Here is a 22,815-nt window from a genome sequence, read left to right on the forward strand (position 1 = left end):
CGTGTGCTCAGTCCTCGTCGCGCGGGGGCTGGTCCTTCGGCGGGGCGTCCGAGGCACCGGTGGATCCCTTGGGACCGGAGCTGTTGCCACTGCCTGAGTCGGAGCCGTCCGTGCCTGCGGAGCCCGAGCTCGCGAAGCCGCTGAAGCCGCGGCGGACCCGGCTGCCGAGGTCGCCCGCGCCGCCGGCTATGTCGGTGACCAGCTTCATCAGCGGGTCCTTGGAGCTCTTCACATGCCCGGCGTAGCTCGACGCCGACTCGCGGAAGGAGTCGGTGACCGAGGTGTCCTTGTCCTCGGTGCGCCGCGGGTAGTGGCCGTCCATGATCCGCTGGTAGTCGCGGGACGCGGCCCACTTCTTCAGCTCGGCGGCCCGCACGGTCGCGAAGGGGTGGGTACGCGGCAGCACGTTCAGGATCTTCAGCACCGAGTCGCGCAGGTCGCCGCCCGCCTCGTACTCGTCGGCCTGCTCCAGGAAAGCGTCCACGTTCATCTCGTGCAGGTGGTTGCCGCCCGCGAGCTTCATCAGGCCGCGCATGGAGGCCTGCTGGTCCTGGCCCACCAGCAGTCCGGCCCGGTCGGCGGAGAGCTCCGACTTGCGGAACCACTCCCGCAGGGCCGTCACGATCGCCATGATCGCCACATTGCCGAGCGGGATCCACGCCACCCGCAGGGCGAGGTTCGTCAGGAAGAGCAGGATGGTCCGGTAGACGGAGTGCCCGGACAGCGCGTGTCCGACCTCGTGGCCGACCACCGCCCGCATCTCCTCCTCGTCGAGCAGCTCGACGAGCCCGGTGGTGACCACGATGATCGGCTCGTCCAGGCCGATACACATCGCGTTGGGCTGCGGGTCCTGGTTGACGTACATCGGCGGGACCTTCTCCAGGTCCAGGATGTAACAGGCGTCCCGCAGCATGTCGTTCAGATGCGAGAACTGGCGGTCGGAGACGCGCACGGAGTCCGACAGGAACAGCAGTCTCAGGCTCCGCTCGGGCAGCAGCCCGCTCAGCGCCTTGAAGACGGTGTCGAAGCCGCTCAGCTTGCGCAGCGCCACCAGCGCGGAACGGTCCGCGGGGTGTTCGTACGCCCGCGAGGAGATCCCCGGGAAGCGCCTGCGCTGCCTGCTCGGCACCTGCTCGTGCCCGTTGTGCTGATGGCTGTCGTCGGACATGTCTTCCCCCAGTGCGTATGAGTGCCCTGCCCTGTGGCGCCGGGCCGTCCGTGCCCCCCGAAGCCGGGCCCAGCCTAGGCCGGGTTACCGTGGTCGGGCAGTACAGCGAACGGAGTCCAGCGCTATGGAGCACAGTCCCGCAGCAGCCTGGGTCACCCAGGCCGCCGTCGCCGCCGAACAGCAGGGAGCGGGGAGTCTGCTCCGCGTCGTACTGATCGTGATGGTCGTGGGCTGTGTCCTGACCGCGTGGTTCCTGCTGCGCGGCTACAAACAGAAGGACGACTGACGGAGCCCCCGAGTTCCGGTCCGCGGGCCATGGCAGTTGCCGCACGACCCTGACGTTCCCCCTAGGTGCTTCCCCGGACGTCCCCGACGGCAGAGTCGGCGTGAGCCGCGCGGAGCCGCCCGATTACGATGGGCCGACATCTTTATCCCGCCCACACCGGATTGGTCCTGCCGAAGATGAGCTTCCACAGCGCCGCTGCCCAGTTGGTCACTCTCGCCGCCGAGGGCGAGGAGCACGGCGGCAACCACGACAGCCTCAGTCCCCTGCTCACCGGAGGCGGCGCCTTCGTCATCCTGATGCTGCTGCTCTGGGTCACCACCCGCTTCAACCGCGACCGCTGAACCCGTCACGACCCCGCACAGCGGGCCCCGGGGGAACCGTCCGCCGGAGCCCACAGTCCGGGCCGGTAGGGTCTGCACGCATGGGAGAGCAGGACATGCCTACCGGTCCGGCGCACGACACGGCCGAAGCACCGGACGCCGGCGACCGCCCGGCGCGGTCGAGCGTCGGCGGCCCCGGTCAGGGCCCGGCGAGCACCGGCAAGCGCCGGCTCGGCGTCATGGGCGGAACGTTTGACCCGATCCACCACGGGCACCTCGTGGCGGCCAGCGAGGTCGCCGCTCAGTTCCACCTCGACGAGGTGGTGTTCGTCCCCACCGGCCAGCCCTGGCAGAAGACCCACCGCGACGTCTCCCCGGCCGAGGACCGCTATCTGATGACGGTCATCGCGACCGCCGAGAACCCGCAGTTCTCGGTGAGCCGGATCGACATCGACCGCGGCGGCCCCACCTACACCGTGGACACCCTGCGCGACCTGCGGGTGCTCAACCCGGACACGGACCTGTTCTTCATCACCGGCGCCGACGCCCTCTCCCAGATCCTCACCTGGCGGGACACGGAGGAGCTGTTCTCCCTGGCGCACTTCATCGGCGTCACCCGACCGGGCCACGCGCTGGCCGACCCCGGCCTTCCCGAGGGCGGTGTGTCCTTCGTGGAGGTTCCCGCCCTCGCCATCTCCTCCACGGACTGCCGTGCGAGAGTCGCCAAGGGTGACCCGGTCTGGTATCTGGTGCCGGACGGAGTCGTGCGCTACATCGCCAAACGAGAGCTGTACCGCGGCGAGTGAGCCGAGAGGGGCACCGGTGAACGACCGATACGACGCTGGCCACGGGGGCGACCAGTACGAGATCGTCGGCTACGACGAGTACGGCCGACCTGTGTACCAGCAGGTCCAGCCGCCGCAGGCCCCCGGCCAGGCCTACGACCCCTACGCACAGCAGGGATACGGCTACGACCCGTACGCGACGGGCACCCAGCAGCCCGTCCCCTCCTACGACGCCTACGACGCCTACGACACCGGCCGCCGGCCCCAGGCGCCCTCCTACGATCCGTACGACCCCTACGGCACGGCCGCGGGCACGGCCCCCGGCCAGGCCTACGACCCGTACGGACAGACCCCGGCCGCCGGGCGGCCGCCCCGTGTAGCCGAACAGACCGCCTACATCCCGCAGCAGGCGGCCCCCGCCCACGAGCCGGAGGCTCCCGCGCAGCCCGGCCACTGGGGCGACCAGGGCACCGCCGCCCCGGGCGGCGGGAGCGACGGCGGCGACCGGGACTACCGCACGGAACAGTTCGCCTTCGTCGAGGAGCCTGACGGCGACTCCGAGGACGTCATCGACTGGCTGAAGTTCACCGAGAACCGCACCGAGCGCCGCGAGGAGGCCAAGCGCCGCGCCCGCAGCCGCGTCATGGCCCTCGTGGTCGTGCTCGCCCTGGTCGCGGTCGGCGGCATCGGCTACCTCTGGTACGCGGGGAAGCTCCCGGGCGTGTCCTCGGCGGACACCGACAACGGCGGCTCGGCCGCCGCGGGCGCCCAGAAGCGGGACGTGATCGTCGTCCACCTGCACAACACCAAGAAGGGCGGCACCTCCACGGCGCTGCTCGTCGACAACACCACCACCCAGCAGGGCACCACCGTCCTGCTGCCCAACGCCCTCGCCCTGACCTCGGACGACGGCACCACGACGACGCTGTCCAAGTCCGTCGACGACGACGGCTCCTCCGGCACCCGGGAGGCCCTGGACACCGTCCTCGGCACCCAGATCCAGGGCACCTGGCGGCTGGACACGCCTTATCTGCAGAACCTCGTCGACCTCGTCGGCAACATCGACATCGACACCGACGCCGACGTGCCCGACCCGGCTGCCAAGCCCAAGGGAGCGGCCCCCCTGGTGCGCAAGGGCCAGGACCAGACCCTCAGCGGCAAGATGGCCGTCGCCTATGCCACCTACCGCGCCTCCGGTGAGGACGAAAACGCCCAGCTCCAGCGGTTCGGCCAGGTCATGCAGGGTGTGCTGCGCAAGATCTCGTCCGACCCGCAGGCCGCGACGATCACCGTGCAGACGTTGGCCCAGATCCTCGATCCCTCGCTGACCGACAAGGACCTCGGCGCCTTCCTGGCCGAGCTGTCCGACCTGGCCAAGGGCGGCGACTTCAAGACGGCCCTGCTGCCCGTCCAGGCCGACGGCACCATGAACGCGAAGGCCAGCGCCAGCGTGGTCAAGGACGTCCTCGGCGGCACCGCGAAGAGCCCCGCCAAGGGCGCCGCCCTGCGCGTCTCCGTCCAGAACGCCACCGGCGAGAAGGGCCGAGCGGAGAAGGCCCGTGTGGCCCTGCTGAACGGCGGCTTCACCTTCCTCGACGGCGGCTCGGCCTCCGAGGGCGAGAGCGAGTCGAAGGTGGTCTACGCCGACGTCGCCGACAAGCAGAACGCCACCGAGGTCGCCAAGACCCTCGGCCTGCCGGACGGCTCCGTCACCAAGGGCGAGGTCTCCGCCAACGCCGACGTCACGGTGATCCTCGGTCAGGACTACACCCCGCCCTCCTCCTAGCCGCGAGACAGGGCGGGCGGTCCCCGGTTTATTGCCGTGGGGTGCCGTCGGCGGTCCGTGAGACCCTTGGGGTCAAGTGACCGCCGACGGAAAGCCATGTAGTGACCGCCACCGACCGTTCCATCGAGCTCATCACCACCGCGGCCCAGGCGGCCGCCGACAAGCTCGCCCATGACGTCATCGCCTACGACGTCAGCGACGTGCTGTCGATCACGGACGCCTTCCTGCTGGCGTCCGCACCCAACGACCGCCAGGTCAAGTCGATCGTCGACGAGATCGAGGAGCGGCTCCTGAAGGAGCTCGGCGCCAAGCCGGTGCGCCGGGAGGGCGACCGCGAGTCCCGCTGGATCCTGCTCGACTACATCGACATCGTCGTCCACGTCCAGCACAGCGAGGAGCGCGTCTTCTACGCCCTGGAGCGGCTGTGGAAGGACTGCCCCGAGCTGGAGCTGCCCGCCGACGCCAAGGCCACCCGCGGCAAGGCCGCGGAGCACGCCAAGCTGAAGGCCGCCGAGGAAGCGGCCGACGCGGGCGGTGAGTGGTGACGACCACACCGGGTGCCGGCGCCGACCGGGCGCCCCGTCGCGGCCGCCGCGTCATCCTGTGGCGGCACGGCCAGACCTCCTGGAACGTGGAGCGCCGCTTCCAGGGCACCACGGACGTCGAGCTCACCGAGACCGGCGTGACCCAGGCCCGCCGCGCCGCCCGGCTGCTCGCCTCCCTGCGCCCCGACGCGATCGTCGCCTCCGACCTCCAGCGGGCCGCGAACACGGCCGCCGAGCTCGCCGCGCTCACCGGCCTGGACATCACCCGTGACGAGGCGCTGCGCGAGACCTACGCGGGCGTCTGGCAGGGTCTGACGCACGACGAGATCATCGCCCGCCACGGCGAGGAGTACGCCGCCTGGAAGCGCGGTGAGCCGGTGCGCCGCGGCGGCGGCGAACTGGAGACCGAGGTGGCCGACCGGGCCGCCCCCGTCGTGCTGCGGCACGCCGACAAGCTGCCCGAGGACGGCACGCTCGTCGTCGTCAGCCACGGCGGCACCATCCGGACCACCATCGGCCGCCTGCTCGGCCTGGAGCCCCACGACTGGGAGAGTCTCGGCGGCCTCTCCAACTGCTGCTGGTCCGTCCTCGGCCAGGGCGCCCGCGGCTGGCGCCTGCTGGAGCACAACGCCGGCACTCTGCCCGAGCCGGTCCTCGGCGACGACGACTGAGCCCGCGCACCAGGCCCGCGACCCCTGTGGGGTCCGGATTTCACTTTCCGGCAGGTCGCAGGCTAAAGTTCTTCTTGTTCGCCCCGCCGAGCGGGAAGAACGTGAGGGGCTATAGCTCAGTTGGTAGAGCGCCTGCATGGCATGCAGGAGGTCAGGAGTTCAATTCTCCTTAGCTCCACACAAAGACTCTCTGTCGAGTTGTCAAAGAGCAGTGAACGAAGATCCCGTCCCCGGTCAGGGGGCGGGATTTTTCATGGGCTCACGCGGGCAGAGCTCCCGCAGCACCGCCATGCCCCGCACCGTCTCCTCGTCGTCCGGGGTGTAGACGACGATCCGGCACTCGGGCATCCCGTCGACCGACAGCGACTGCGACGTCATCCGCAACTCGCCCACCAGCGTGTGCCGGAAGGCCTTCACCCGGCGTCCGGGCTGCCGCACGTCACCGGACTCCCACAGCCGCACGAACAGCGGGCTCGCCGCCGACAGCCGGCGTATGAAGTCCTCCCAGGCCGGCTCCCCGCAGTGGGTGCCGTACGCCGCGCGCAGAGTGGCCACCATGAACGGCAGCTCGTCCTCCCGGAACAGCAACTGGCAGGTCTCCTGGGGCCGGTTGAAAAGCGTCCACAGCGCGTTGGGCGCCTCGGGCAGCTCCTCGTCGGCGTAGAACAGGTCGCGGTAGGGGGCGTTGGTGGCGAGGATGTCGTAGCGCGCGTTGTAGACCACCGCCGGGCGTGGGGCGAGGGCGTCGAGGATGCCCTGGATCTCGGCGCCCACCGTGTGAGTGGGCGCCGTCGGCCCGGACGCGTACGGCACTTCGGCCAGGTGGTAGAGATGCTCCCGCTCAGGGGCGTCGAGCCGCAGCGTGCGGGCCACCGCGTCCAGGACCTGTGCGGAGGCGTTGATCGGCCGGCCCTGTTCCAGCCAGGTGTACCAGGTCACACCGACCCCGGAGAGCTGAGCCACCTCCTCGCGGCGCAGCCCGGGAGTGCGGCGCCGCAGGCCGGGCGGCATGCCCACGTCCGCCGGAGTCACCCGGGCGCGCCTGGTGCGCAGAAAGGCGGCCAGCTCGGGCCGGCGGCGCTGTGTCGTCGTCATCGTCATGTCCCCCCAGTCGTCACGTCCCTATCGTCGGCAGTCCGCCCCGGCCTTGCCAGGTGCTGCCAGTACCAGCATCGGCGGGCTCTCGGCACCCGTACCGGAAGGCCGTCAGGCTCCAGGCATGACGACGACTCCCCGAACGGGCCTTGCTTCCGATCCCGTCTCAAGTCCTGTGGCCAGTAAAGCGCCTGGCACTGACAACGGCCCCCGGCCGCTGCTCGCGGTCGTGCTCGCGGCCATGTTTATGGCGCTGCTCGACGTCTTCATCGTGAACGTCGCGGCCCCCACGATCAGTTCCGACCTGAGCGCCTCGGGCGCCGACCTGCAGCTGGTGATCGCCGGCTACACCATCTCGTACTCGGTGCTGCTCATCACCGGCGCCCGGCTCGGCGACCGGATGGGGCACGGCCGCGTCCATCTCGTGGGGCTCGCGGTGTTCACGGCCGCCTCGCTCGCCTGTGGTCTGGCCCAGGACGCGGGTCAGCTCATCGCCTTCCGGCTGGTGCAGGGCGCCGGCGCGGCGCTGATGATCCCGCAGGTGCTCAGCCTGATCCAGCGCACCTTCACCGGCGAGGCCCGGGCGCGGGCCCTGGGTGCCTTCTCGGCGGTCCTCGCCGTCGGCGCGGCCTCCGGCCAGATCGTGGGTGGTGTGCTGGTCAGCGCCGACCTGTTCGGGGCCGGCTGGCGGCCGGTGTTCCTGGTGAACGTGCCGGTGGGCCTCGTCCTGATGGTCGCCGGGCGGCGGGTGCTGCCGCGTGGCGGGGCACCGGCCGGGGAGCGGGCACGTGCGCTCGACGTGCCCGGCCTGGTGCTGCTCGGCGCGGCAGTGTCGCTGTTCACGGTGCCATTGGTGCTTGGCCAGGAGACGGACTGGCCGCTGTGGTCCTGGCTGTCGCTCGGCGCGGCCGTGCTGGTCTTCGCGCTGTTCTGCGGCTACGAGACGCGGCTCGCCCGGCGCGGTGGCGCCCCGCTCATCGCGCCCCGGGTGCTGAGTCATCCGGGCATGGCCCTGGCCGTCGTACGGATTCTGGCGGTGATGGCGATCAACGCGGGCTTCCTGTTCACCCTGACCCTCCATTTCCAGGGTGGGCTTGACCACAGTGCCCTGCGCACCGGACTCACCTTCGTGCCCACCGCCGTCGTCTTCGGCGTGGTCGGGCTGACCTGGCGGACGTGGCCGGCGTCCTGGCAGCGGGCGCTCACCCCGGTCGGGTTCGGGCTCATCGCGCCGGGGCTGGCCGGGGCGGGCTGGGCGCTCAAGGACGGCGGGGACGGGGGAGTGGTGCTGTACCTGGCCTTCGCAGCCGTGGGCGTGGGGCTGGCGCTCGCCTACAGCCCCACCCTGACCCGGGCGCTGGCCACGGTGCGGCCCGAGGACGCCGCCGACGCCAGCGGGCTGCTCGCCACCGTCACCCAGCTCGGCCAGCTGGTCGGCGTCGCGGCCTTCGGCACGCTGTTCCTGAACCGCCTTGAGTCACTCGGGGCCCCGGGGGCGTATACCTCTGCGGAGGCGCTGTGGGTGTGCGTGTGCGCGCTGACCGGGACCGCCGTGGTGGGCGCTGTGTCCGGACCGGTACTACGGCGTCGCTGACCGTATTGGTCCGGGCGTGGCAGAATCAAACGGCCGGAAGGGGGTGCGACCCGACGGGAGGGAGTAGCGATGCCTGCGAGCATCCTCGAGGAGGTCGGCGACCTCCTCGGAGAAGCAGCGTTGATACAGAACACAGCCACCCGGCTCGCCTGCCCTTCCTGCGGTTCCGCGCATGTCGCCCAAGTGCTCGGCGACAACGGCGGGATCTCCTACGTGTGCACGGCCTGCGGCCACAGCTGGAGCTGATCGATGGGTGCACACAGGCGGAAGTGCGACTGGTGCGGCAGCGGTACACCGATCGTCCGTGACATGGAACCGGTGAACCCCGACTACCAGTACTGGTGCGAGGAATGCGCGCGGGCGCTGATCATAAAGGGCGACCCGATCGAGACCTACCGTGAACTGGAGGGTGAGCCGATCTACGGCCGCCTTCTTGAGGAGCACTGCACCCTCAAGCGGTTCTACTCGTTCGTCACGGCCTGACCGGGATCTGGCGGTCCCGGCTCAGGCTGCCCGCGATTGCGGACATTCCGGGCGTAAGGCTGTAGGGCGGAAACGATTTGGTGTTCCACCAGGGGGACCGTGTAATGTTCTCTGTGTCGCCGCGAGGGAAACCCGCAAGGGAAACGGAGCGGACGACACACCGCACGGGGCTATAGCTCAGTTGGTAGAGCGCCTGCATGGCATGCAGGAGGTCAGGAGTTCAATTCTCCTTAGCTCCACAGCAGATCCCGCCGGATCGGAAACGATCCGGCGGGATCTTTTTTGTATGCCTGGTGCGCCCGTTCTCCTGTGTGCGGTGCGCGTGTCTGTCCCACGCGCGCGCGTAGAACACGTCCACGCGCGCGTGCGGCTCGGCTCAGCGGCCGAGTGCGCGCCTCCCGCGGCCCTGGGACAGCACCGGCAGGTTGTTGCGGGCCGGGGCCTGTGCGCGGGTGTCCTCCTCGATGCGCAGGGCCAGGGCGGGACAGCGGCGTACCGCGCGCAGCGCCTTCGCCTCGGCGAAGCGGGGCACGGAGGCCTGGGCGACGGTCGGGAAGCCGTCGGCGCCCAGTTCGAAGACCTCCGGCAGGATGTCCGCGCACAGGCCGTGGCCCCGGCACAGCGTCCAGTCGACGAAGATCTTCTGGCGGCTGGGGCCGTTCTCCTCGGCCTCGCTGCCGCCCGGGATGCCCGTGGGGGCTCTGCCGCCCTCGAAGAGTGGCAGAACGCCCGCCACGGGCCTTCCGCAGCCGTTGCCGAGGACGTGCGCGGCGAGATCGTCGGTGAAGGCCTTGATGGTCGACTCCAGGAACATCGCGGAGCCGTCCGGGTGCGAGCACGCGCCGCGCCGTTTCACGTTCCTGGCGACCTGCTTCACCGCCTCCAGGGCGGCCGGGCCGCCGCCGTTGAGGATGTCCTCCATCCCGCGCGCGGCGGCGGGCAGGCCGAGGTAGCAGGGGCCGCACTGGCCGGCGCTCTCCTCGGCCAGCCACTGCGCCACGCGCAGCGACTCACCGAGCGGGCACGTGTCCTGGCTGATGGGCAGAATCGCGCCGGCGCCCAGCGAACCGCCCACCGCGTCGAGGGAGTTGCGGGAGACGATCGCCTCGTTGACGGTCGCGGCGTCGATCCACTTGCCGTGGTAGCCGCCCGTGAGCACGCCCTGCGGTACGGGCGGGGCGCCGGCCAGCTGGAGGACGTAGCGCAGCGGCACGCCCGTGGGGACCTCGATCACCATCGGGCGGGCGACCGCGCCGGACAGGGTCAGCATGACCGTGCCGGGCTCGTCGTACAGGCCGGTGTTGCCGTAGCGCTCCGGGCCGATGCGGGCGGCGATGGCCAGCTGGGCGAACGTCTCGGCGTTCGACAGCAGGGTGGGCGCGCCGCCCACGCCGGTCTGCGAGGCGCTGATCTTGCGCCCCGGCGGGACCGCCGGGCCGCCGTCGATCGAGCGGATCAGCGACGCGGCGGCGCCGGTGACCATGCGCACCGGATTGCGCTGCACGCGTGCGCGCAGTGCCGACCTTCGTCCGTTGTTCAGGCCGCGCTCGGCGAGCGCGGCCTCCATCGAACGCTGGGTGGACTCACGGGTGACCCCGATGACGAGCGTGCGGGCGCCGAGGGCCTCCGCGCACAGCAGCGCGCCGTCCAGGATCAGATGCGGGGCACGGTTGATCAGCACCGTGTCCTTGCGGCAGGCCGGTTCGTCCTCACTGCCGTTGACGACGACGACCGGCCGTACACCGCGCCGGATCGCCGATTCGGCGACCGAGCGCAGCTTCTTGTGGAAGGGGAAACCCGCGCCGCCGCGGCCCCTGAGATTGATGCGTTCGGAGAGCTGGGCGAGCTGCTCGCCGCCCATCGGCTCAAGCGGCCCGTGCACCTTCAGGTGCATGGGCAGATCGAGCCGTTCGACAAGGTCGAAGCCAGACGTGAGTTGCGGAAGTCCTACGACGCGGACTTCCAGGACGTCGGGCAGGGCCTCGTTCACTTAAAGCCTCCGGAGGGCGTGTTCCAAGGTTCGCCCGAACCCGGTGCCTCGTAGTCGTAGGAGGCACCGGGGAATGGTTCTGTGGCGGGACCGCTGTTGTACGTGTCACCCGCGTTGTACGTGCCGTAGAGGGTGTTCGACTCATTCGTGTCGTACACGTCACTGGAACCGTAGGTTTCCGCGCCCGGATTGCCGTAGGTCGGGATGGTGTATCCCGTGTCGTTGAGCGGGTCGTAGGACGAGGGCGGGGCCTCGCCGACGGGGGGCGGGGAGGGGATGGGCCAGGAACCGGAGGTGCTGTCCGTGCGCGGGAAGGACTCCGTGGGGGCGCCGAAGCCGGAGAGGTCCATCCGCGCGGTCTCGTCGGCCGCGACGGAGCCACCCGCGCGCGGGGGCGTCGAAACCGCCCGGTAGGCGGCCGCGAAGCCGTTCGCGGGCTCGGCGGGCGCGTTGAAGGGCTCGGGGGCGGTGCGCTGCGCGGTCTCGCGGGTGCGCGGCGCGGACTCGGCCGTCCTGGCGCGGCCGGCGTCCAGGTCCTCGCGGCCGGACCTGTCCTCGTTGCCGAGCAGCGCGGTGATGCGGTCCGCGATCTTCCGCTTGATCGGGCGGGGTGCGGCGCGCAGGGCCAGGGCGGCGGTCACGCCCGCCAGGGACAGGCCGTAGAGGATGACGAAGATCGGCTTCGCCTCACGGCCGGCGTACAGGCCGTGCAGCAGGGCGGCGCACCAGGCCGGGTAGGCGAGCATGTGCATGGCCCGCCAGCGGGCGGCGACGGGTGCCGGGGAGGCGAACGCGCTGCGCAGCGCTCCCGTGATGCCGACGAAGATCATCATCAGGCCGGCCAGGGAGCCGAGGCCGATCAGGCCCGCGCTGCCGGTCACGCCGAGCGCGAAGGGGATCACCGCGGCGACCAGTTCGACGTGGTCGAGGGCGATCTTGGTGGTGATGTGCAGCAACAGGAACGCGATCGAGGCGACCGCGGTGGTGCGGTGCACCGCCTGGCCGACGATCCGCTGGCGCGTGTTCAGGAAGATCCGGTCCTGGGCGACGAGACCCCAGATCACCGAGCAGCTGAGCGACACGAGAGACAGCACGCCGGCGCCGAAGTTCAGGAAGTCGCGGACCTGGTCGCCTCCGACCAGGACGACCACGGGGATGAGGAACAGGATGGCAGCCGTCGCGGCCCCGTAGGCCGAGCGGCCGGGTTTGGCGAGCGAGCTGTTACTACGTCGAGGGTTCATGGGGGCAACTCCGAGCGGTTCGGGAAAGCGGTCCCGAGGCGGAACTCTAAGTGGCTTCCGTACCGGCGAGTACGAGGTTTGAGTTATTGCGTTGTTATCAAAGGACAATGAGCTTGTTGTGATGCCCCTTAGCGGCTGTTACGCGAAGTAATCATTGACCATGGTTCAGTTCTGACCGTGCGTGACGAGGGTGGGCGCTGTGACTCCTCAGGGTGACGGTGCGTGTCGGTGCGGTCGCGGAAGGCCGTCGCAAGCTGCTACGGGGCTGCGGTACCCTGACGCCATGCGTGCCGTACGCCTTCTGCTTAGCGAGCCGCGCTGATCAGTCCCGGCCCCGGGCGAACCGAGAGGCCGGAGTCGGCGCGGCGTCCCCTCCTGTGCGAGGGGATTTTTCGTTTCCGAATGGCAGCCGCTGGCAGAGACGATCGATGGAGCTTTGAGGATCATGAGCGAGACGACCCCCGCTGCCGCCGCCGAGGTGGCGGCGCCGCACCGCTACACGGCCGCCATGGCCGCGGACATCGAGGCACGCTGGCAGGACTTCTGGGACGCCGACGGCACCTATGCGGCGCCCAACCCGAGCGGGGACCTGGCGGGTGACCCCGCCCTGGCCGACCGGCCCAAGAAGTTCATCATGGACATGTTCCCGTACCCGTCCGGTGCGGGCCTGCACGTCGGCCACCCCCTGGGGTACATCGCCACCGACGTCTTCGCCCGCTTCCAGCGGATGACCGGGCACAACGTCCTGCACACCCTGGGCTTCGACGCCTTCGGCCTGCCCGCCGAGCAGTACGCCGTGCAGACCGGCACGCACCCGCGCGTGTCCACCGAGGCCAACATCGCCAACATGAAGGCGCAGCTGCGCCGGCTGGGCCTGGGCCACGACAAGCGCCGGTCGTTCGCGACGATCGACCCGGACTACTACAAGTGGACCCAGTGGATCTTCCTGCAGATCTTCAACTCCTGGTACGACGACGAGGCCGGCAAGGCCCGTCCGATCTCCGAGCTGATCGCCCAGTTCGAGACCGGTGAGCGCACCGTACCCGGGCACACGCGCGCGTGGAACGAGCTGACCGCCGCCGAGCGCGCCGACGTCCTGGGCGAGTTCCGCCTGGCCTACGCCTCCGAGTCCCCGGTCAACTGGTGCCCCGGCCTGGGCACCGTCCTGGCCAACGAGGAGGTCACCGCCGACGGCCGCTCCGAGCGTGGCAACTTCCCGGTCTTCAAGTCCAAGCTGCGTCAGTGGAACATGCGGATCACCGCCTACGCGGACCGCCTGCTGGAGGACCTGGAGGAGCTGGACTGGCCCGAGGCCATCAAGCTGCAGCAGCGCAACTGGATCGGCCGCTCCGAGGGCGCCCGCGTCGACTTCCCGATCGACGGCGAGCGCATCACCGTCTTCACCACCCGCCCCGACACCCTGTTCGGCGCGACCTACATGGTGCTGGCGCCCGAACACCCGATGGTCGAGAAGTTCACCCCGGCCGCCTGGCCCGAGGGCGCCCACGAGGTGTGGACCGGCGGACACGCCACCCCGGCCGAGGCCGTCGCCGCCTACCGCGCGCAGGCCGCCTCCAAGTCCGACGTCGAGCGGCAGGCCGAGGCCAAGGACAAGACCGGCGTCTTCACCGGTGCCTTCGCCACCAACCCGGTCAACGGCGAGCAGGTCCCGGTCTTCATCGCCGACTACGTCCTGATGGGCTACGGCACCGGCGCGATCATGGCGGTACCGGCGGGCGACCAGCGCGACTTCGAGTTCGCGCGCGCCTTCGAACTGCCGATCACCTGCATCGTCGAGCCCACCGACGGCCGGGGCACGGACACCTCGACCTGGGAGAACGCCTTCTCCTCGTACGAGGCGAAGATCATCAACTCCACCGGTGAGGGCATCTCCCTGGACGGCCTGCCCGTCCCGGAGGCCAAGGCGCGCATCACCGAGTGGCTGGAGCGCAAGGGCATCGGCGAAGGCACCGTCAACTTCCGTCTGCGCGACTGGCTGTTCAGCCGCCAGCGCTACTGGGGCGAGCCCTTCCCGATCGTCTACGACGAGGACGGCGTCGCCCACGCGCTGCCCGAGTCGATGCTGCCGCTGGAGCTGCCGGAGGTCGAGGACTACAGCCCCCGCACCTTCGACCCGGACGACGCGAACACCCAGCCCGAGACGCCGCTGTCGCGCAACGAGGAATGGGTCGACGTCACCCTGGATCTGGGCGACGGGCCGAAGAAGTACCGCCGCGAGACCAACACCATGCCCAACTGGGCCGGTTCCTGCTGGTACGAGTTCCGCTACCTGGACCCGCACAACGACCGGCAGCTGGTCGACCCGGCCATCGAGCAGTACTGGATGGGCCCGCGCGAGGGCCGGCCGCACGGCGGTGTCGACCTGTACGTCGGCGGCGCCGAGCATGCCGTGCTGCACCTGCTGTACGCGCGCTTCTGGTCGAAGGTCCTGTTCGACCTGGGCCACGTCTCCTCGGCCGAGCCGTTCCACAGGCTGTTCAACCAGGGCATGATCCAGGCCTACGTCTACCGCGACAGCCGTGGTATCGCGGTGCCGGCCGCTGAGGTGGAGGAGCGCGACGGCGCGTACTACTTCGAGGGCGAGAAGGTCTCCCGGCTGCTGGGCAAGATGGGCAAGTCCCTGAAGAACGCGGTCACTCCGGACGAGATCTGCGCCGAGTACGGCGCCGACACGCTGCGCCTGTACGAGATGGCGATGGGCCCGCTGGACGTCTCGCGCCCCTGGGACACGCGCGCGGTGGTCGGGCAGTTCCGACTGCTGCAGCGGATGTGGCGCAACGTCGTCGACGAGAACACCGGCGAGGTCACCGTCGTCGACGCCGCGGCCGACGAGGACACGCTGCGTGCCCTGCACAAGGCGATCGACGGCGTGCGCGGCGACCTGGAGGGCATGCGCTTCAACACCGCCATCGCCAAGATCACCGAGCTGAACAACCACCTGACCAAGGCGGGCGGGGCCGTCCCGCGCTCCGTGGCCGACGCGCTGGTGCTGCTGGCCGCGCCGCTGGCCCCGCACATCGCCGAGGAGCTGTGGCGCAAGCTGGGTCACACCGGCTCCGTCGTCCACCAGGACTTCCCGGTGGCCGACCCCGCCTACGTCGTGGACGAGACGGTCACCTGCGTCGTCCAGATCAAGGGCAAGGTCAAGGCCCGCCTGGAGGTGCCGCCGGGCATCTCCGAGGAGGAGCTGGAGAAGGTCGCGCTGGCCGACGAGAAGGTCGTCGCGGCGCTGGACGGTGCGGCCATTCGCAAGGTGATCGTGCGGGCGCCGAAGCTGGTGAACATCGTCACGGGGTGACGGTGGTCGTCGGCGGTGGCCCTGGTCGCCGAGGCGGTGGAGTACTCGCTGCGCCGTCGTCTCCTGGGCCGTGGCGGTGCACTTGTCGCAGCGGTGGCCCGGCAGCGGCCGTCTCGGGTGCCGGTGTCGTGCTGACGTTCCGGTGTCTGCGTCGGGGCTGAGGTGTCGATGCCCTGCGGGTGCCGGTGCCGGTCCCGGTGGGGGTGCCCGTGCTGGTGCCGGTGGGGTGCGGGTGCCGGTGTCCAAGACCGTGTCGCCGCAGGTGAGCGGTGGCGCGGTGGGGCTGTGGCCGACGGCTCGGGGTAGTCCCCTACGGGCAGGTTCGGGGTTCCGTTGGAACTCAGGGCCTGCCCTTTGCGTTTACCGTTTGAAGTGCGGCGCGGAGCGTGTCGTGGCAGGCCGGAGGAGGAGCACTGTGGAAGCAGTCGTCGCAGTGGTGGTACTGCTCTTCGCGCTGTTTCTGGCAGCCGGAGCCTACGCCGCGGTGAAGGCGGTCGGCGCGGCCAAGCGCGGCGTGGACCGCACCATCAACCAGGCCCGCCGCACGGTCGAGGACCACACGCTGCGGGCGAAGTCCTTCGCCGCACCGGGCCCGGTGGGCGAGATCGCCCAGCTCCGGCTGGCGCTGCGCACCTCGATGCGGGCAACGCAGGACGCCCTGCACGCGGGCGTGACCGAGGACGAGTCCCTGAAGGAGTCCCTCAGCCTCTTCGAGCGCCTCAGCGCGCACGGCCACGAACTGGACGCCGAACTCAGGCGCCTGGAGTCGGAGCCGGACCGGGCCACGCTCGCCGAACGCCTGCCCGCGCTGCGCGAACGCACCGAGCGCATCACCAGCTCCGCCGACTCGCTGCGCTGGGCCGCCCGCGACCGGGCCCGGCGCTTCGCCGACGACGATCTGGACTTTCTGAGCACACAGATCGACCTGGAGGCAGGCGCTCTGCGGCACTGGACGACGACGGACTCGGCGACCCCGCCGCCCTCGTGGTCCGACTCGTCCGTCACCACCGAAGGAGCAGCCCGCCGGCCGGGGCCGCGGCCTGCCGAAGAACCGGCCCGGTCGGCCATCACCCCGCCCGGGGTGCGCCCCACCTATCCCTGGCAGAAGAAGCCGCGCCCGGAGAGCACCACCTGAGCGCGTCCGAACACGCCACGGAAGTCTCACTGAACGGGGCCGGACTGCCGCGCGGGCGCTACGCCAGGTAACCTCCAGCTCATGTCCCGCCATGTCGCGATCGTCACTGATTCAACGGCCTACCTGCCGCAGGGGACGATGGAGCGTCACGGCATCACCGCGGTGCCCCTGACCGTGGTGCTGGGTGACCAGGCGCTAGAAGAGGGCACCGAGATCTCCACTCGTTCCCTGGCCCAGGCGCTGCAGAAGCGACGCCCCGTCACCACCTCGCGTCCCAGCCCGGAACTGTTCGCGCGGCACTATCGCGAGGTCGCCGAGTCCGGGGCCACCGGCATCGTCTCGCTCCATCTGTCCGCGGAACTGTCCGGCACCTACGACGCGGCGGTCCTCGCGGCCCGCGAGGCACCCGTGCCGGTGCGCGTCGTGGACACCGGCATGGTCGCCATGGCGCTCGGCTTCTGTGCGGTCACCGCGGCCGAGACGGCCGAGTCGGGCGGCACGATGGACGACGCCGTCGCGGCCGCGGAGAAACGCGCCGCCGGCACCTCGGCCTATTTCTACGTCGACACCCTCGACTTTCTGCGCCGGGGCGGCCGGATCGGAGCCGCACAGGCCCTCTTCGGCTCCGCGCTGGCCGTGAAACCGCTGCTCCAGCTCGAAGGCGGCCGCATCGGCCCGCTGGAGAAGGTGCGTACGGCGTCGAAGGCGATCGCCCGACTGGAGGCACTCGTCGTCGAACGGGCCGGTGCCGCGCAGGTCGACATCGCCGTCCATCATCTCGCCGCGCCCGAACGGGCCGGTGCCCTCGCGGATCGTCTGCTCGACCGGGTACCGGGACTGGTCGACCTGCACGTCAGTGAGGTCGGTGCGGTGATCGGGGCGCACACGGGCCCCGGACTGCTCGGGGTCATCATCTCGGCGCGCTGAGGCGTCGGAGGGCCTCGGTTGCGCGCTGAGACGCCGACGGGCGTCGGCGGCCTGCTGAGAACCCGGCGGCCTCGGCGGTGCGCGGAGACGTGCGGGCCTCGGGGGTGTGCCGAGACGTGGCAGGCCTCGGCGGTGCGCGGAGATGTGGCAGGCCTCGGGTGCGCGCCTGCGACGCCGACGGGCTTCGGTTGCGCGCTTGAGACGTCGGCGTGCTTCGGTTGCGCCCCGAGACGCCGGAGGCGGTCACCCCTGCGGGTGATGGAGTTTTCCACAACCGGGGGATGTTCCACGGAACTTGACCAAGATCATCGCGGGGCGTCGCCGTGCGTGATCCTCGTGGCATGGCACTTCGATCACATCCACGCACACCGTCCGCGACCAGTGGCCCCGGCCGGGGCCCGGCCTCCGACGGCCGCAGCCGCCACCGTCGTCGACCCACCCGGGCCCGACACGGAAGCCGGCCCGCCGATGAACTGCGGCGTCGCGCCGCGTCGTTGTTCGCCGAGCCGCCGACCAGGCGCGTCGAGACCGGGGCGGGGCCACCCGGGCCACCGGGGCCGGTGGAATCGAGGACGGGGACAAGGGGCCCGGAGGGGGACGACTTACGTGCCTCTGTCTCGGAGGAAGCCGGCCCTGTGCCGACGCCGGTCCCTGTGCGCGACGGCCGGGGGGCTGTCGGCCCGGGCCCCGAGGGCGACGGGGATCTGTTGCGGTGGCGGGCGGGGCTCGCGCTGCGGGAGCGGATGCCGCTGTGGTTGCAGACGCGGTGCGGGCTGGAACGCCGCAGCGTGGTCGCGCTGGCGGTAGTGCTGGTCGTGGCCGCAGGGCTTGCCGGGCAGCACTTCTGGAGCGGTCGCACCCAGTCGGTGGCGGCCCCCGACATCGTGAGCGCGGCCAACCCGTACGAGGGGGACCGGACGCGGTCCGGCCCTGCCCAGCCCGGTCCGTCCTCGGCCGAGGGGGGCACGCAGGTCGGTGCGCCCCCGGCGGAGATCGTGGTCGACGTCAGCGGGAAGGTCCGTGAACCCGGCATCCATCGGCTGCCCGCCGGATCACGAGTCGCCGACGCGCTCCGGGCGGCGGGAGGCGTGCGGCCCGGTACGAAGGTCGACAGTCTCAACCGGGCCCGGTTCCTGGTGGACGGCGAGCTGGTGATCGTCGGGGGCCCGGTCGGCGCGGCTCCGGGAAGTGTGGTGGGTGGATCCGCGCCGGGGGCTGTGACACCGGCGGGACCAGCGGTGCCGGTCTCGCTCAGCACGGCCACGGTCGAGCAGTTGGATGGGCTGCCGGGAGTGGGGCCCGTACTGGCCCAGCACATCATCGACTACCGCACACAGCACGCGGGTTTCCGCTCGGTCGACGAGCTGCGGGAGGTCAACGGCATCGGTGAGCGTCGCTTCGCCGACCTGCGGAACCTGGTGCGACCGTGATGCCAGGTGAGGACGCGCCCGCCTCTCGGGTAAGCCGCGCAGACCCGGAGAGCCGCGCCGACCGCGAGAGTCCCACTGCTCGCCCGCCCGGTGCCGAAGGGGACGGTTCCGCCTCTCCCGCCCGCCGCGCAGTGCACAGCACCTCTGGCAGACGCCTCGGGTCCGCCAACCCCCGGCAGGAGGAGGCGCCCGTCGACCTGCGGCTCGTGCCACCCGCGCTCGCGGCCTGGGCAACCGCAGCCCTCACGCTCGACGCACCGCCGGGGTGGGTCATGGCCGTGGCGGCCTTCTGTGTCGCCGTGGCGGGTGGGCTGCTCTCGATGTGGGGGCGAGGCGTCGGCGGGCCTGGACGGCGTTACTGGTCGGTGGCTGCCGTGCTGCTCTGTGTGGCCGCGGCTGCCGCCTCGGCAGGGCTGCACGGGGCCGATCTGCGGAGAGGACCCGTGCCGGGGCTGGTGCGGCAGTACGCGACCGTGACCGTGGAGGTCGAGGTCACGGCCGATCCCCGGAGCTCCGGACCCCGCGTCCGAGGGGACCATGTGGCGCCAGGCGTGGTGCTCGTCGACGCCGAGGTGCGCAAGGTCCTGGCGCCGGGCGGTGCCGCGGCGGTGACGCGTACGCCCGTGCTGCTGATGGTCGACGCGCAGGAACGCGGGGCCACCCCGGGCACAGGTCCCAGTGGGCCGGCTTCCTCGCCCTGGCTGCGACTACTGCCCTCGACACGGTTGCGGGTGACCGGACGGCTCGCGCCTGCGCTCATGGGCGCGGACCGGATCGCGGGTGTGCTGCGGGTACGGGGGGCGGAGCCCGACGTGACGGGGACGCCGTCGGCGCACCAGCGTCTCGCGGGCCGGTTGCGGGCAGGGCTGCGCGAGGCCACCGACGGGCTTCCGCCGGACGCGCGGGCGCTGCTGCCCGGGCTGGTGGTAGGGGACACCTCACGGATCACGCCGGAACTGGACGAAGTGTTCAGGGACACGGACCTCACGCACCTGCTGGCCGTGTCCGGAAGCAACCTCACCATCGTGCTGGCGCTGCTGCTCGGCCCGCCGGGGCTGGCGCAGCGGGCGGAGCGGCGTGGGCTCGCCCCGCGGCTGGGGATTCCGTTGCGAACCACCGCGGTGCTCGGGGGAGGCCTCACGCTGGGCTTCGTCGTGGTGTGCCGGCCCGATCCGAGTGTGCTGCGGGCGGCCGCCTGCGGGACCGTCGTGCTGCTGGCCCTCGTCACCGGCCGCCGCAGATCGCTGATCCCGGCGCTGGCGACGGCGGTGCTGATGCTGGTGCTGTACGACCCCTGGCTGGCGCGCAGTTACGGGTTCCTGCTGTCGGTGCTGGCGACGGGAGCCCTGCTGACGATCGCGCCGCGCTGGAGCGAGGGGCTGCGGCGGCGGGGCGTTCCACCGAGGGCGGCCGAGGCGCTGGCCGCGGCCGGGGCGGCGCAGGCGCTGTGTGCGCCGGTCGTGGTGATGCTGTCGGCGCGGGTCAGTCTGGTGGCGGTGCCGTGCAACCTGTTCGCGGAGTTCGCGGTGGCACCGGCCACGGTGCTGGGGTTCGCCGCGCTGGCGGTGGCGCCGGTGGCGATGCCGGTGGCCAAGGGGATCGCGTGGGTGGCGGCTTGGCCCGTGGGGTGGATCGCCGACGTGGCGCGGGCCGGGGCGGCGCTGCCCGGTGGGGGAGTGGACTGGCCGGACGGCTGGGCGGGGGCGGTGCTGCTGGCGTCCGTCACGGCGGCGGTGCTCTTCCTGGGCAGCCGGCTGGTGGGGCGGCCGTGGCTGTGCGTGGTGCTGTTGCTGCTCGTGGTGGTGCGGCCGCCGCCGTTGGCCAGGGTGATCACGGGCTGGCCGCCGCCGGGCTGGCGGCTGGCGATGTGCGACGTGGGGCAGGGGGACGCGCTGGTGCTCGCGGCGGGAGCGGGCAGGGCGGTGGTGGTGGACGCGGGGCCGGATCCGGAGCCTGTCGACCGGTGTCTGCGGGCACTCGGAGTCGGTGAGGTGTCCCTCGTGGTGCTGACGCACTTCCACGCGGATCATGTGGCGGGCCTGCCGGGTGTCCTGCGGGGCCGGGCGGTGGGGGAGATCCAGACGACCGGGTTCGAGGAGCCGGTTGAGCAGGTGGAGTTCGTGCGCAGGGAGGCGGCGGCACGGCGGATTCCACTCACGCGGGCGGTGGCGGGCGAGCGGCGGCGTACCGGGGACCTGTCGTGGGAGGTGGTGTGGCCGCCGCCTCCCACGGCACCCCCGGGGCCTGGCGGCGGGCCGTTCACCCCGGTGCCGCCGCTGGAGCCCGAGGGGCCGAACGACGCGAGTGTCGCGTTGCTCGTGCGGTCGGCGGGGCTGCGGATGCTGCTGCTCGGGGACCTCGAACCACCGGCCCAGCGGGCGCTGTTGAGGTCTCCGGCGGCGGCGCGGTTCGAGGGCGTGGACGTGCTGAAGGTCGCCCATTACGGGTCCGCCTATCAGGATCCGGACCTGATACGGCTGGCGGCGCCGAGGCTGGCGCTGATCTCGGTGGGGGCGGACAACCCCTACGGGCATCCGGCTCCCGGCACCGTCGGGGCGCTCAGGGTGCAGGGGGCGGTGGTGCTGCGAACGGATACCGGCGGCGGGATCGCGGTGGTCGGGGCGGGCAGGGAGGTGCGAGTGGCGCGAGACTGAAGGCATGAATTCCGAAGAGGTTGAGGCATATCTCGCTCGTATCGGGGCCGAGTACCCGGCGTGGCCCACTGTCGACGTCCTGCGCGATCTGCATCTGCGGCATCTGCGGACCGTGCCCTTCGAGAACCTCTCGATTCACCTCGGCGAGGAGATCGCTCTGGAGGAGAAGCGTTTGGTGGACAAGGTGGTGGGCGCGCGCCGGGGCGGGTTCTGCTACGAACTCAACGGTGTCTTCGGTGCGTTGTTGACGGCGCTGGGATTCGACGTGGCGTACCTCGCGGCGCGGGTGTACGGCAAGGAGGGGCGGCTCGGGAATCCGTACGACCATCTCGCGCTGCGGGTGCGGACGGTGGACGGGGGCGCGTGGCTTGCGGACGTCGGGTTCGGGGCGCACAGTCATCTGCCGCTGGAGTTCGAGGAGCGTGGTGAACAGGTCGACCCCGGTGGGGTGTTCCGGATCGTCGAGGCGGGCACGGGTTCGGGCGCGCCGGGGGTGCGGGGTGGTGGGCCGGACTTCGGGGACCTGGACGTCTTCAGGGACGGGCAGCCCGAGTACCGGCTGGAGATGCGGCCCCGTGGGCTGGAGGAGTTCGCGATCGGGGCGTGGTGGCACAGCACCTCGCCGCAGTCGCACTTCCGGCGGTCGCTGGTGTGCTCGCGGCTCACGGAGGACGGAGGACGGATCACGCTCAGTGGGCGGAACCTGACGGTGACGGCGGTCGGCGGAGGCCGTGAGGTGAGCGAGCTGGGGACGGACGAGGAGGTGCTCGCGGTGTACCGGGAGAGATTCGGGATCGAGCTGGACCGGGTGCCGGTGGTGCGGAAGGGATAGGGCTGCGCTGACCGTCCCGTCCGGGTCGTGACGGGAGGACGACCCGTGTGACGGAGGGACGACCGGGTGCCGGAAAATGGGGGCCGTGAGTGATGTGAGACATGTGCTGGTGCTGCCCGATCGCGATACGGCGGAGGAGGTGGCCGAGGCGTTGGGGGAGCGGTTCGGGCTCGATGAGGAGCCGCTGCTGGTACGGGATGCGTTGGCGGGGGAGGACGACGCGGAGGACGCGCAGTGGCTACTCGTCCTCCGGGACGAGGAGGGGAGGCTGGATCCTCGGGAGCTGGACGAGTTCGCCGGGGAGTGGGAGGGCTGGCGCGAGGAGCCGTAGCTCCGCGGGTCGGGCGCCAGGGGGCAGAGTTCCGCTGGGCGAACACCAGGGGCCTTAGCTCCGCAGGTCGGGCACCGGGCGGGCCGTGGCTCCGCAGGTCGGGCTCTCCTCCCCGCATCCCGGGCACATCCCGGTCTCCTCGTGAGGGCGTCGTCCGGGGGCCCACCCGCGCAGCCCGGCTGTGCCGGGATCCGACCTCCGGGCCGCGGCCCCGACCTCCCGT

At 71.3% G+C, this 22,815-nt stretch carries 20 protein-coding genes and 2 tRNA genes; 18 read left to right on the plus strand and 4 right to left on the minus strand.

Annotated features, from left to right (window positions below):
* Positions 1–7: 7 nt before the first annotated feature.
* Entirely contained in the window at positions 8–1,168 is a 1,161-nt protein-coding gene (locus tag ABZZ79_RS01880) for a M48 family metallopeptidase (protein ID WP_356685381.1), read from the minus strand.
* A gap of 124 nt (positions 1,169–1,292) precedes the next feature.
* On the opposite strand from ABZZ79_RS01880, the gene ABZZ79_RS01885 reads away from it, so the two are divergent.
* The 7 genes from ABZZ79_RS01885 (at position 1,293) to ABZZ79_RS01915 (ending at position 5,739) form a co-directional block, all read left to right on the plus strand.
* Positions 1,293–1,454, plus strand: coding sequence for a hypothetical protein (locus ABZZ79_RS01885; RefSeq protein WP_356685383.1), 162 nt, complete (start codon positions 1,293–1,295; stop codon positions 1,452–1,454).
* Between the two features lie 176 nt (positions 1,455–1,630).
* The gene (locus tag ABZZ79_RS01890; protein ID WP_356685385.1) at positions 1,631–1,795 is read left to right on the plus strand and encodes a hypothetical protein; all 165 of its coding nucleotides are present in this window, start codon (positions 1,631–1,633) and stop codon (positions 1,793–1,795) included.
* An 80-nt stretch (positions 1,796–1,875) separates the two neighbouring features.
* Positions 1,876–2,580: a nicotinate-nucleotide adenylyltransferase gene (gene nadD / locus ABZZ79_RS01895; protein WP_356685387.1), complete on the plus strand. Its 705-nt coding sequence runs from the start codon at positions 1,876–1,878 to the stop codon at positions 2,578–2,580.
* Positions 2,581–2,596: 16 nt separating this feature from the next.
* A complete protein-coding gene (locus ABZZ79_RS01900; protein WP_356685389.1) occupies positions 2,597–4,345 on the plus strand; it encodes a LytR C-terminal domain-containing protein in 1,749 nt (582 codons plus the stop codon).
* A 101-nt stretch (positions 4,346–4,446) separates the two neighbouring features.
* Entirely contained in the window at positions 4,447–4,890 is a 444-nt protein-coding gene (gene rsfS, locus ABZZ79_RS01905) for a ribosome silencing factor (RefSeq protein WP_356685391.1), read from the plus strand.
* Positions 4,887–5,561: a histidine phosphatase family protein gene (locus ABZZ79_RS01910; protein ID WP_356685394.1), complete on the plus strand. Its 675-nt coding sequence runs from the start codon at positions 4,887–4,889 to the stop codon at positions 5,559–5,561. The genes rsfS and ABZZ79_RS01910 overlap by 4 nt, the downstream gene beginning before the upstream one ends.
* Positions 5,562–5,666: 105 nt before the next feature.
* Positions 5,667–5,739, plus strand: a tRNA-Ala gene (locus ABZZ79_RS01915).
* Positions 5,740–5,795: 56 nt separating this feature from the next.
* Here ABZZ79_RS01915 and ABZZ79_RS01920 read toward each other — a convergent pair.
* Positions 5,796–6,656, minus strand: a complete 861-nt coding sequence (locus ABZZ79_RS01920) for a helix-turn-helix transcriptional regulator (RefSeq protein WP_356685396.1) — start codon at positions 6,654–6,656, stop codon at positions 5,796–5,798.
* A 229-nt stretch (positions 6,657–6,885) separates the two neighbouring features.
* On the opposite strand from ABZZ79_RS01920, the gene ABZZ79_RS01925 reads away from it, so the two are divergent.
* From ABZZ79_RS01925 to ABZZ79_RS01940, 4 genes are all read left to right on the plus strand, one after another.
* Positions 6,886–8,250: an MFS transporter gene (locus ABZZ79_RS01925; protein WP_356685849.1), complete on the plus strand. Its 1,365-nt coding sequence runs from the start codon at positions 6,886–6,888 to the stop codon at positions 8,248–8,250.
* A gap of 69 nt (positions 8,251–8,319) precedes the next feature.
* On the plus strand, positions 8,320–8,496 hold the full coding sequence (locus ABZZ79_RS01930) for a hypothetical protein (RefSeq protein ID WP_356685398.1): 177 nt from the start codon (positions 8,320–8,322) through the stop codon (positions 8,494–8,496).
* Positions 8,497–8,499: 3 nt separating this feature from the next.
* Positions 8,500–8,733: a hypothetical protein gene (locus ABZZ79_RS01935; protein ID WP_003976229.1), complete on the plus strand. Its 234-nt coding sequence runs from the start codon at positions 8,500–8,502 to the stop codon at positions 8,731–8,733.
* Positions 8,734–8,899: 166 nt separating this feature from the next.
* Positions 8,900–8,972 (plus strand) — tRNA-Ala (locus ABZZ79_RS01940).
* Between the two features lie 137 nt (positions 8,973–9,109).
* On the opposite strand, the gene ABZZ79_RS01945 is transcribed toward ABZZ79_RS01940, so the two are convergent.
* Positions 9,110–10,723, minus strand: coding sequence for an NADH-ubiquinone oxidoreductase-F iron-sulfur binding region domain-containing protein (locus ABZZ79_RS01945; protein ID WP_356685400.1), 1,614 nt, complete (start codon positions 10,721–10,723; stop codon positions 9,110–9,112).
* Positions 10,720–11,964: a cytochrome b/b6 domain-containing protein gene (locus ABZZ79_RS01950; RefSeq protein WP_356685402.1), complete on the minus strand. Its 1,245-nt coding sequence runs from the start codon at positions 11,962–11,964 to the stop codon at positions 10,720–10,722. Before ABZZ79_RS01950 ends, ABZZ79_RS01945 begins: the two co-directional genes overlap by 4 nt.
* Positions 11,965–12,409: 445 nt before the next feature.
* Between ABZZ79_RS01950 and leuS the strand changes: the two genes are divergently transcribed.
* The 7 genes from leuS to ABZZ79_RS01985 all read left to right on the plus strand — a co-directional run bounded on the left by leuS (position 12,410) and on the right by ABZZ79_RS01985 (position 22,592).
* Positions 12,410–15,283 (plus strand): leucine--tRNA ligase, encoded by a 2,874-nt coding sequence (gene leuS / locus ABZZ79_RS01955; RefSeq protein ID WP_356685404.1) that lies wholly within the window; start codon positions 12,410–12,412, stop codon positions 15,281–15,283.
* A 415-nt stretch (positions 15,284–15,698) separates the two neighbouring features.
* Positions 15,699–16,418 (plus strand): hypothetical protein, encoded by a 720-nt coding sequence (locus tag ABZZ79_RS01960; protein ID WP_356685406.1) that lies wholly within the window; start codon positions 15,699–15,701, stop codon positions 16,416–16,418.
* Between the two features lie 81 nt (positions 16,419–16,499).
* The gene (locus ABZZ79_RS01965) at positions 16,500–17,345 is read left to right on the plus strand and encodes a DegV family protein (RefSeq protein WP_356685407.1); all 846 of its coding nucleotides are present in this window, start codon (positions 16,500–16,502) and stop codon (positions 17,343–17,345) included.
* 341 nt (positions 17,346–17,686) lie between these two features.
* Positions 17,687–18,775, plus strand: a complete 1,089-nt coding sequence (locus ABZZ79_RS01970; protein ID WP_356685409.1) for a ComEA family DNA-binding protein — start codon at positions 17,687–17,689, stop codon at positions 18,773–18,775.
* Positions 18,776–18,906: 131 nt separating this feature from the next.
* Complete coding sequence (locus ABZZ79_RS01975; RefSeq protein ID WP_356685411.1) at positions 18,907–21,429, plus strand: ComEC/Rec2 family competence protein; 2,523 nt, start codon at positions 18,907–18,909, stop codon at positions 21,427–21,429.
* A 4-nt stretch (positions 21,430–21,433) separates the two neighbouring features.
* Positions 21,434–22,261: an arylamine N-acetyltransferase gene (locus ABZZ79_RS01980; protein ID WP_356685413.1), complete on the plus strand. Its 828-nt coding sequence runs from the start codon at positions 21,434–21,436 to the stop codon at positions 22,259–22,261.
* 85 nt (positions 22,262–22,346) lie between these two features.
* Entirely contained in the window at positions 22,347–22,592 is a 246-nt protein-coding gene (locus ABZZ79_RS01985) for a hypothetical protein (protein WP_356685415.1), read from the plus strand.
* Positions 22,593–22,815 lie beyond the last annotated feature (223 nt).

It is taken from the genome of Streptomyces sp. NPDC006458 (assembly GCF_040612135.1).
Classification (GTDB): Bacteria; Actinomycetota; Actinomycetes; order Streptomycetales; family Streptomycetaceae; genus Streptomyces.

Coding starts and splice junctions, on each gene's coding strand:
- ABZZ79_RS01880 (WP_356685381.1), bottom strand. CDS start 1,168: ATGTCCGACGACAGCCATCAGCACAACGGGCACGAGCAGGTGCCGAGC.
- ABZZ79_RS01885 (WP_356685383.1), top strand. CDS start 1,293: ATGGAGCACAGTCCCGCAGCAGCCTGGGTCACCCAGGCCGCCGTCGCC.
- ABZZ79_RS01890 (WP_356685385.1), top strand. CDS start 1,631: ATGAGCTTCCACAGCGCCGCTGCCCAGTTGGTCACTCTCGCCGCCGAG.
- nadD (WP_356685387.1), top strand. CDS start 1,876: ATGGGAGAGCAGGACATGCCTACCGGTCCGGCGCACGACACGGCCGAA.
- ABZZ79_RS01920 (WP_356685396.1), bottom strand. CDS start 6,656: ATGACGACGACACAGCGCCGCCGGCCCGAGCTGGCCGCCTTTCTGCGC.
- ABZZ79_RS01930 (WP_356685398.1), top strand. CDS start 8,320: ATGCCTGCGAGCATCCTCGAGGAGGTCGGCGACCTCCTCGGAGAAGCA.
- ABZZ79_RS01935 (WP_003976229.1), top strand. CDS start 8,500: ATGGGTGCACACAGGCGGAAGTGCGACTGGTGCGGCAGCGGTACACCG.
- ABZZ79_RS01950 (WP_356685402.1), bottom strand. CDS start 11,964: ATGAACCCTCGACGTAGTAACAGCTCGCTCGCCAAACCCGGCCGCTCG.
- leuS (WP_356685404.1), top strand. CDS start 12,410: ATGAGCGAGACGACCCCCGCTGCCGCCGCCGAGGTGGCGGCGCCGCAC.
- ABZZ79_RS01965 (WP_356685407.1), top strand. CDS start 16,500: ATGTCCCGCCATGTCGCGATCGTCACTGATTCAACGGCCTACCTGCCG.
- ABZZ79_RS01970 (WP_356685409.1), top strand. CDS start 17,687: ATGGCACTTCGATCACATCCACGCACACCGTCCGCGACCAGTGGCCCC.
- ABZZ79_RS01980 (WP_356685413.1), top strand. CDS start 21,434: ATGAATTCCGAAGAGGTTGAGGCATATCTCGCTCGTATCGGGGCCGAG.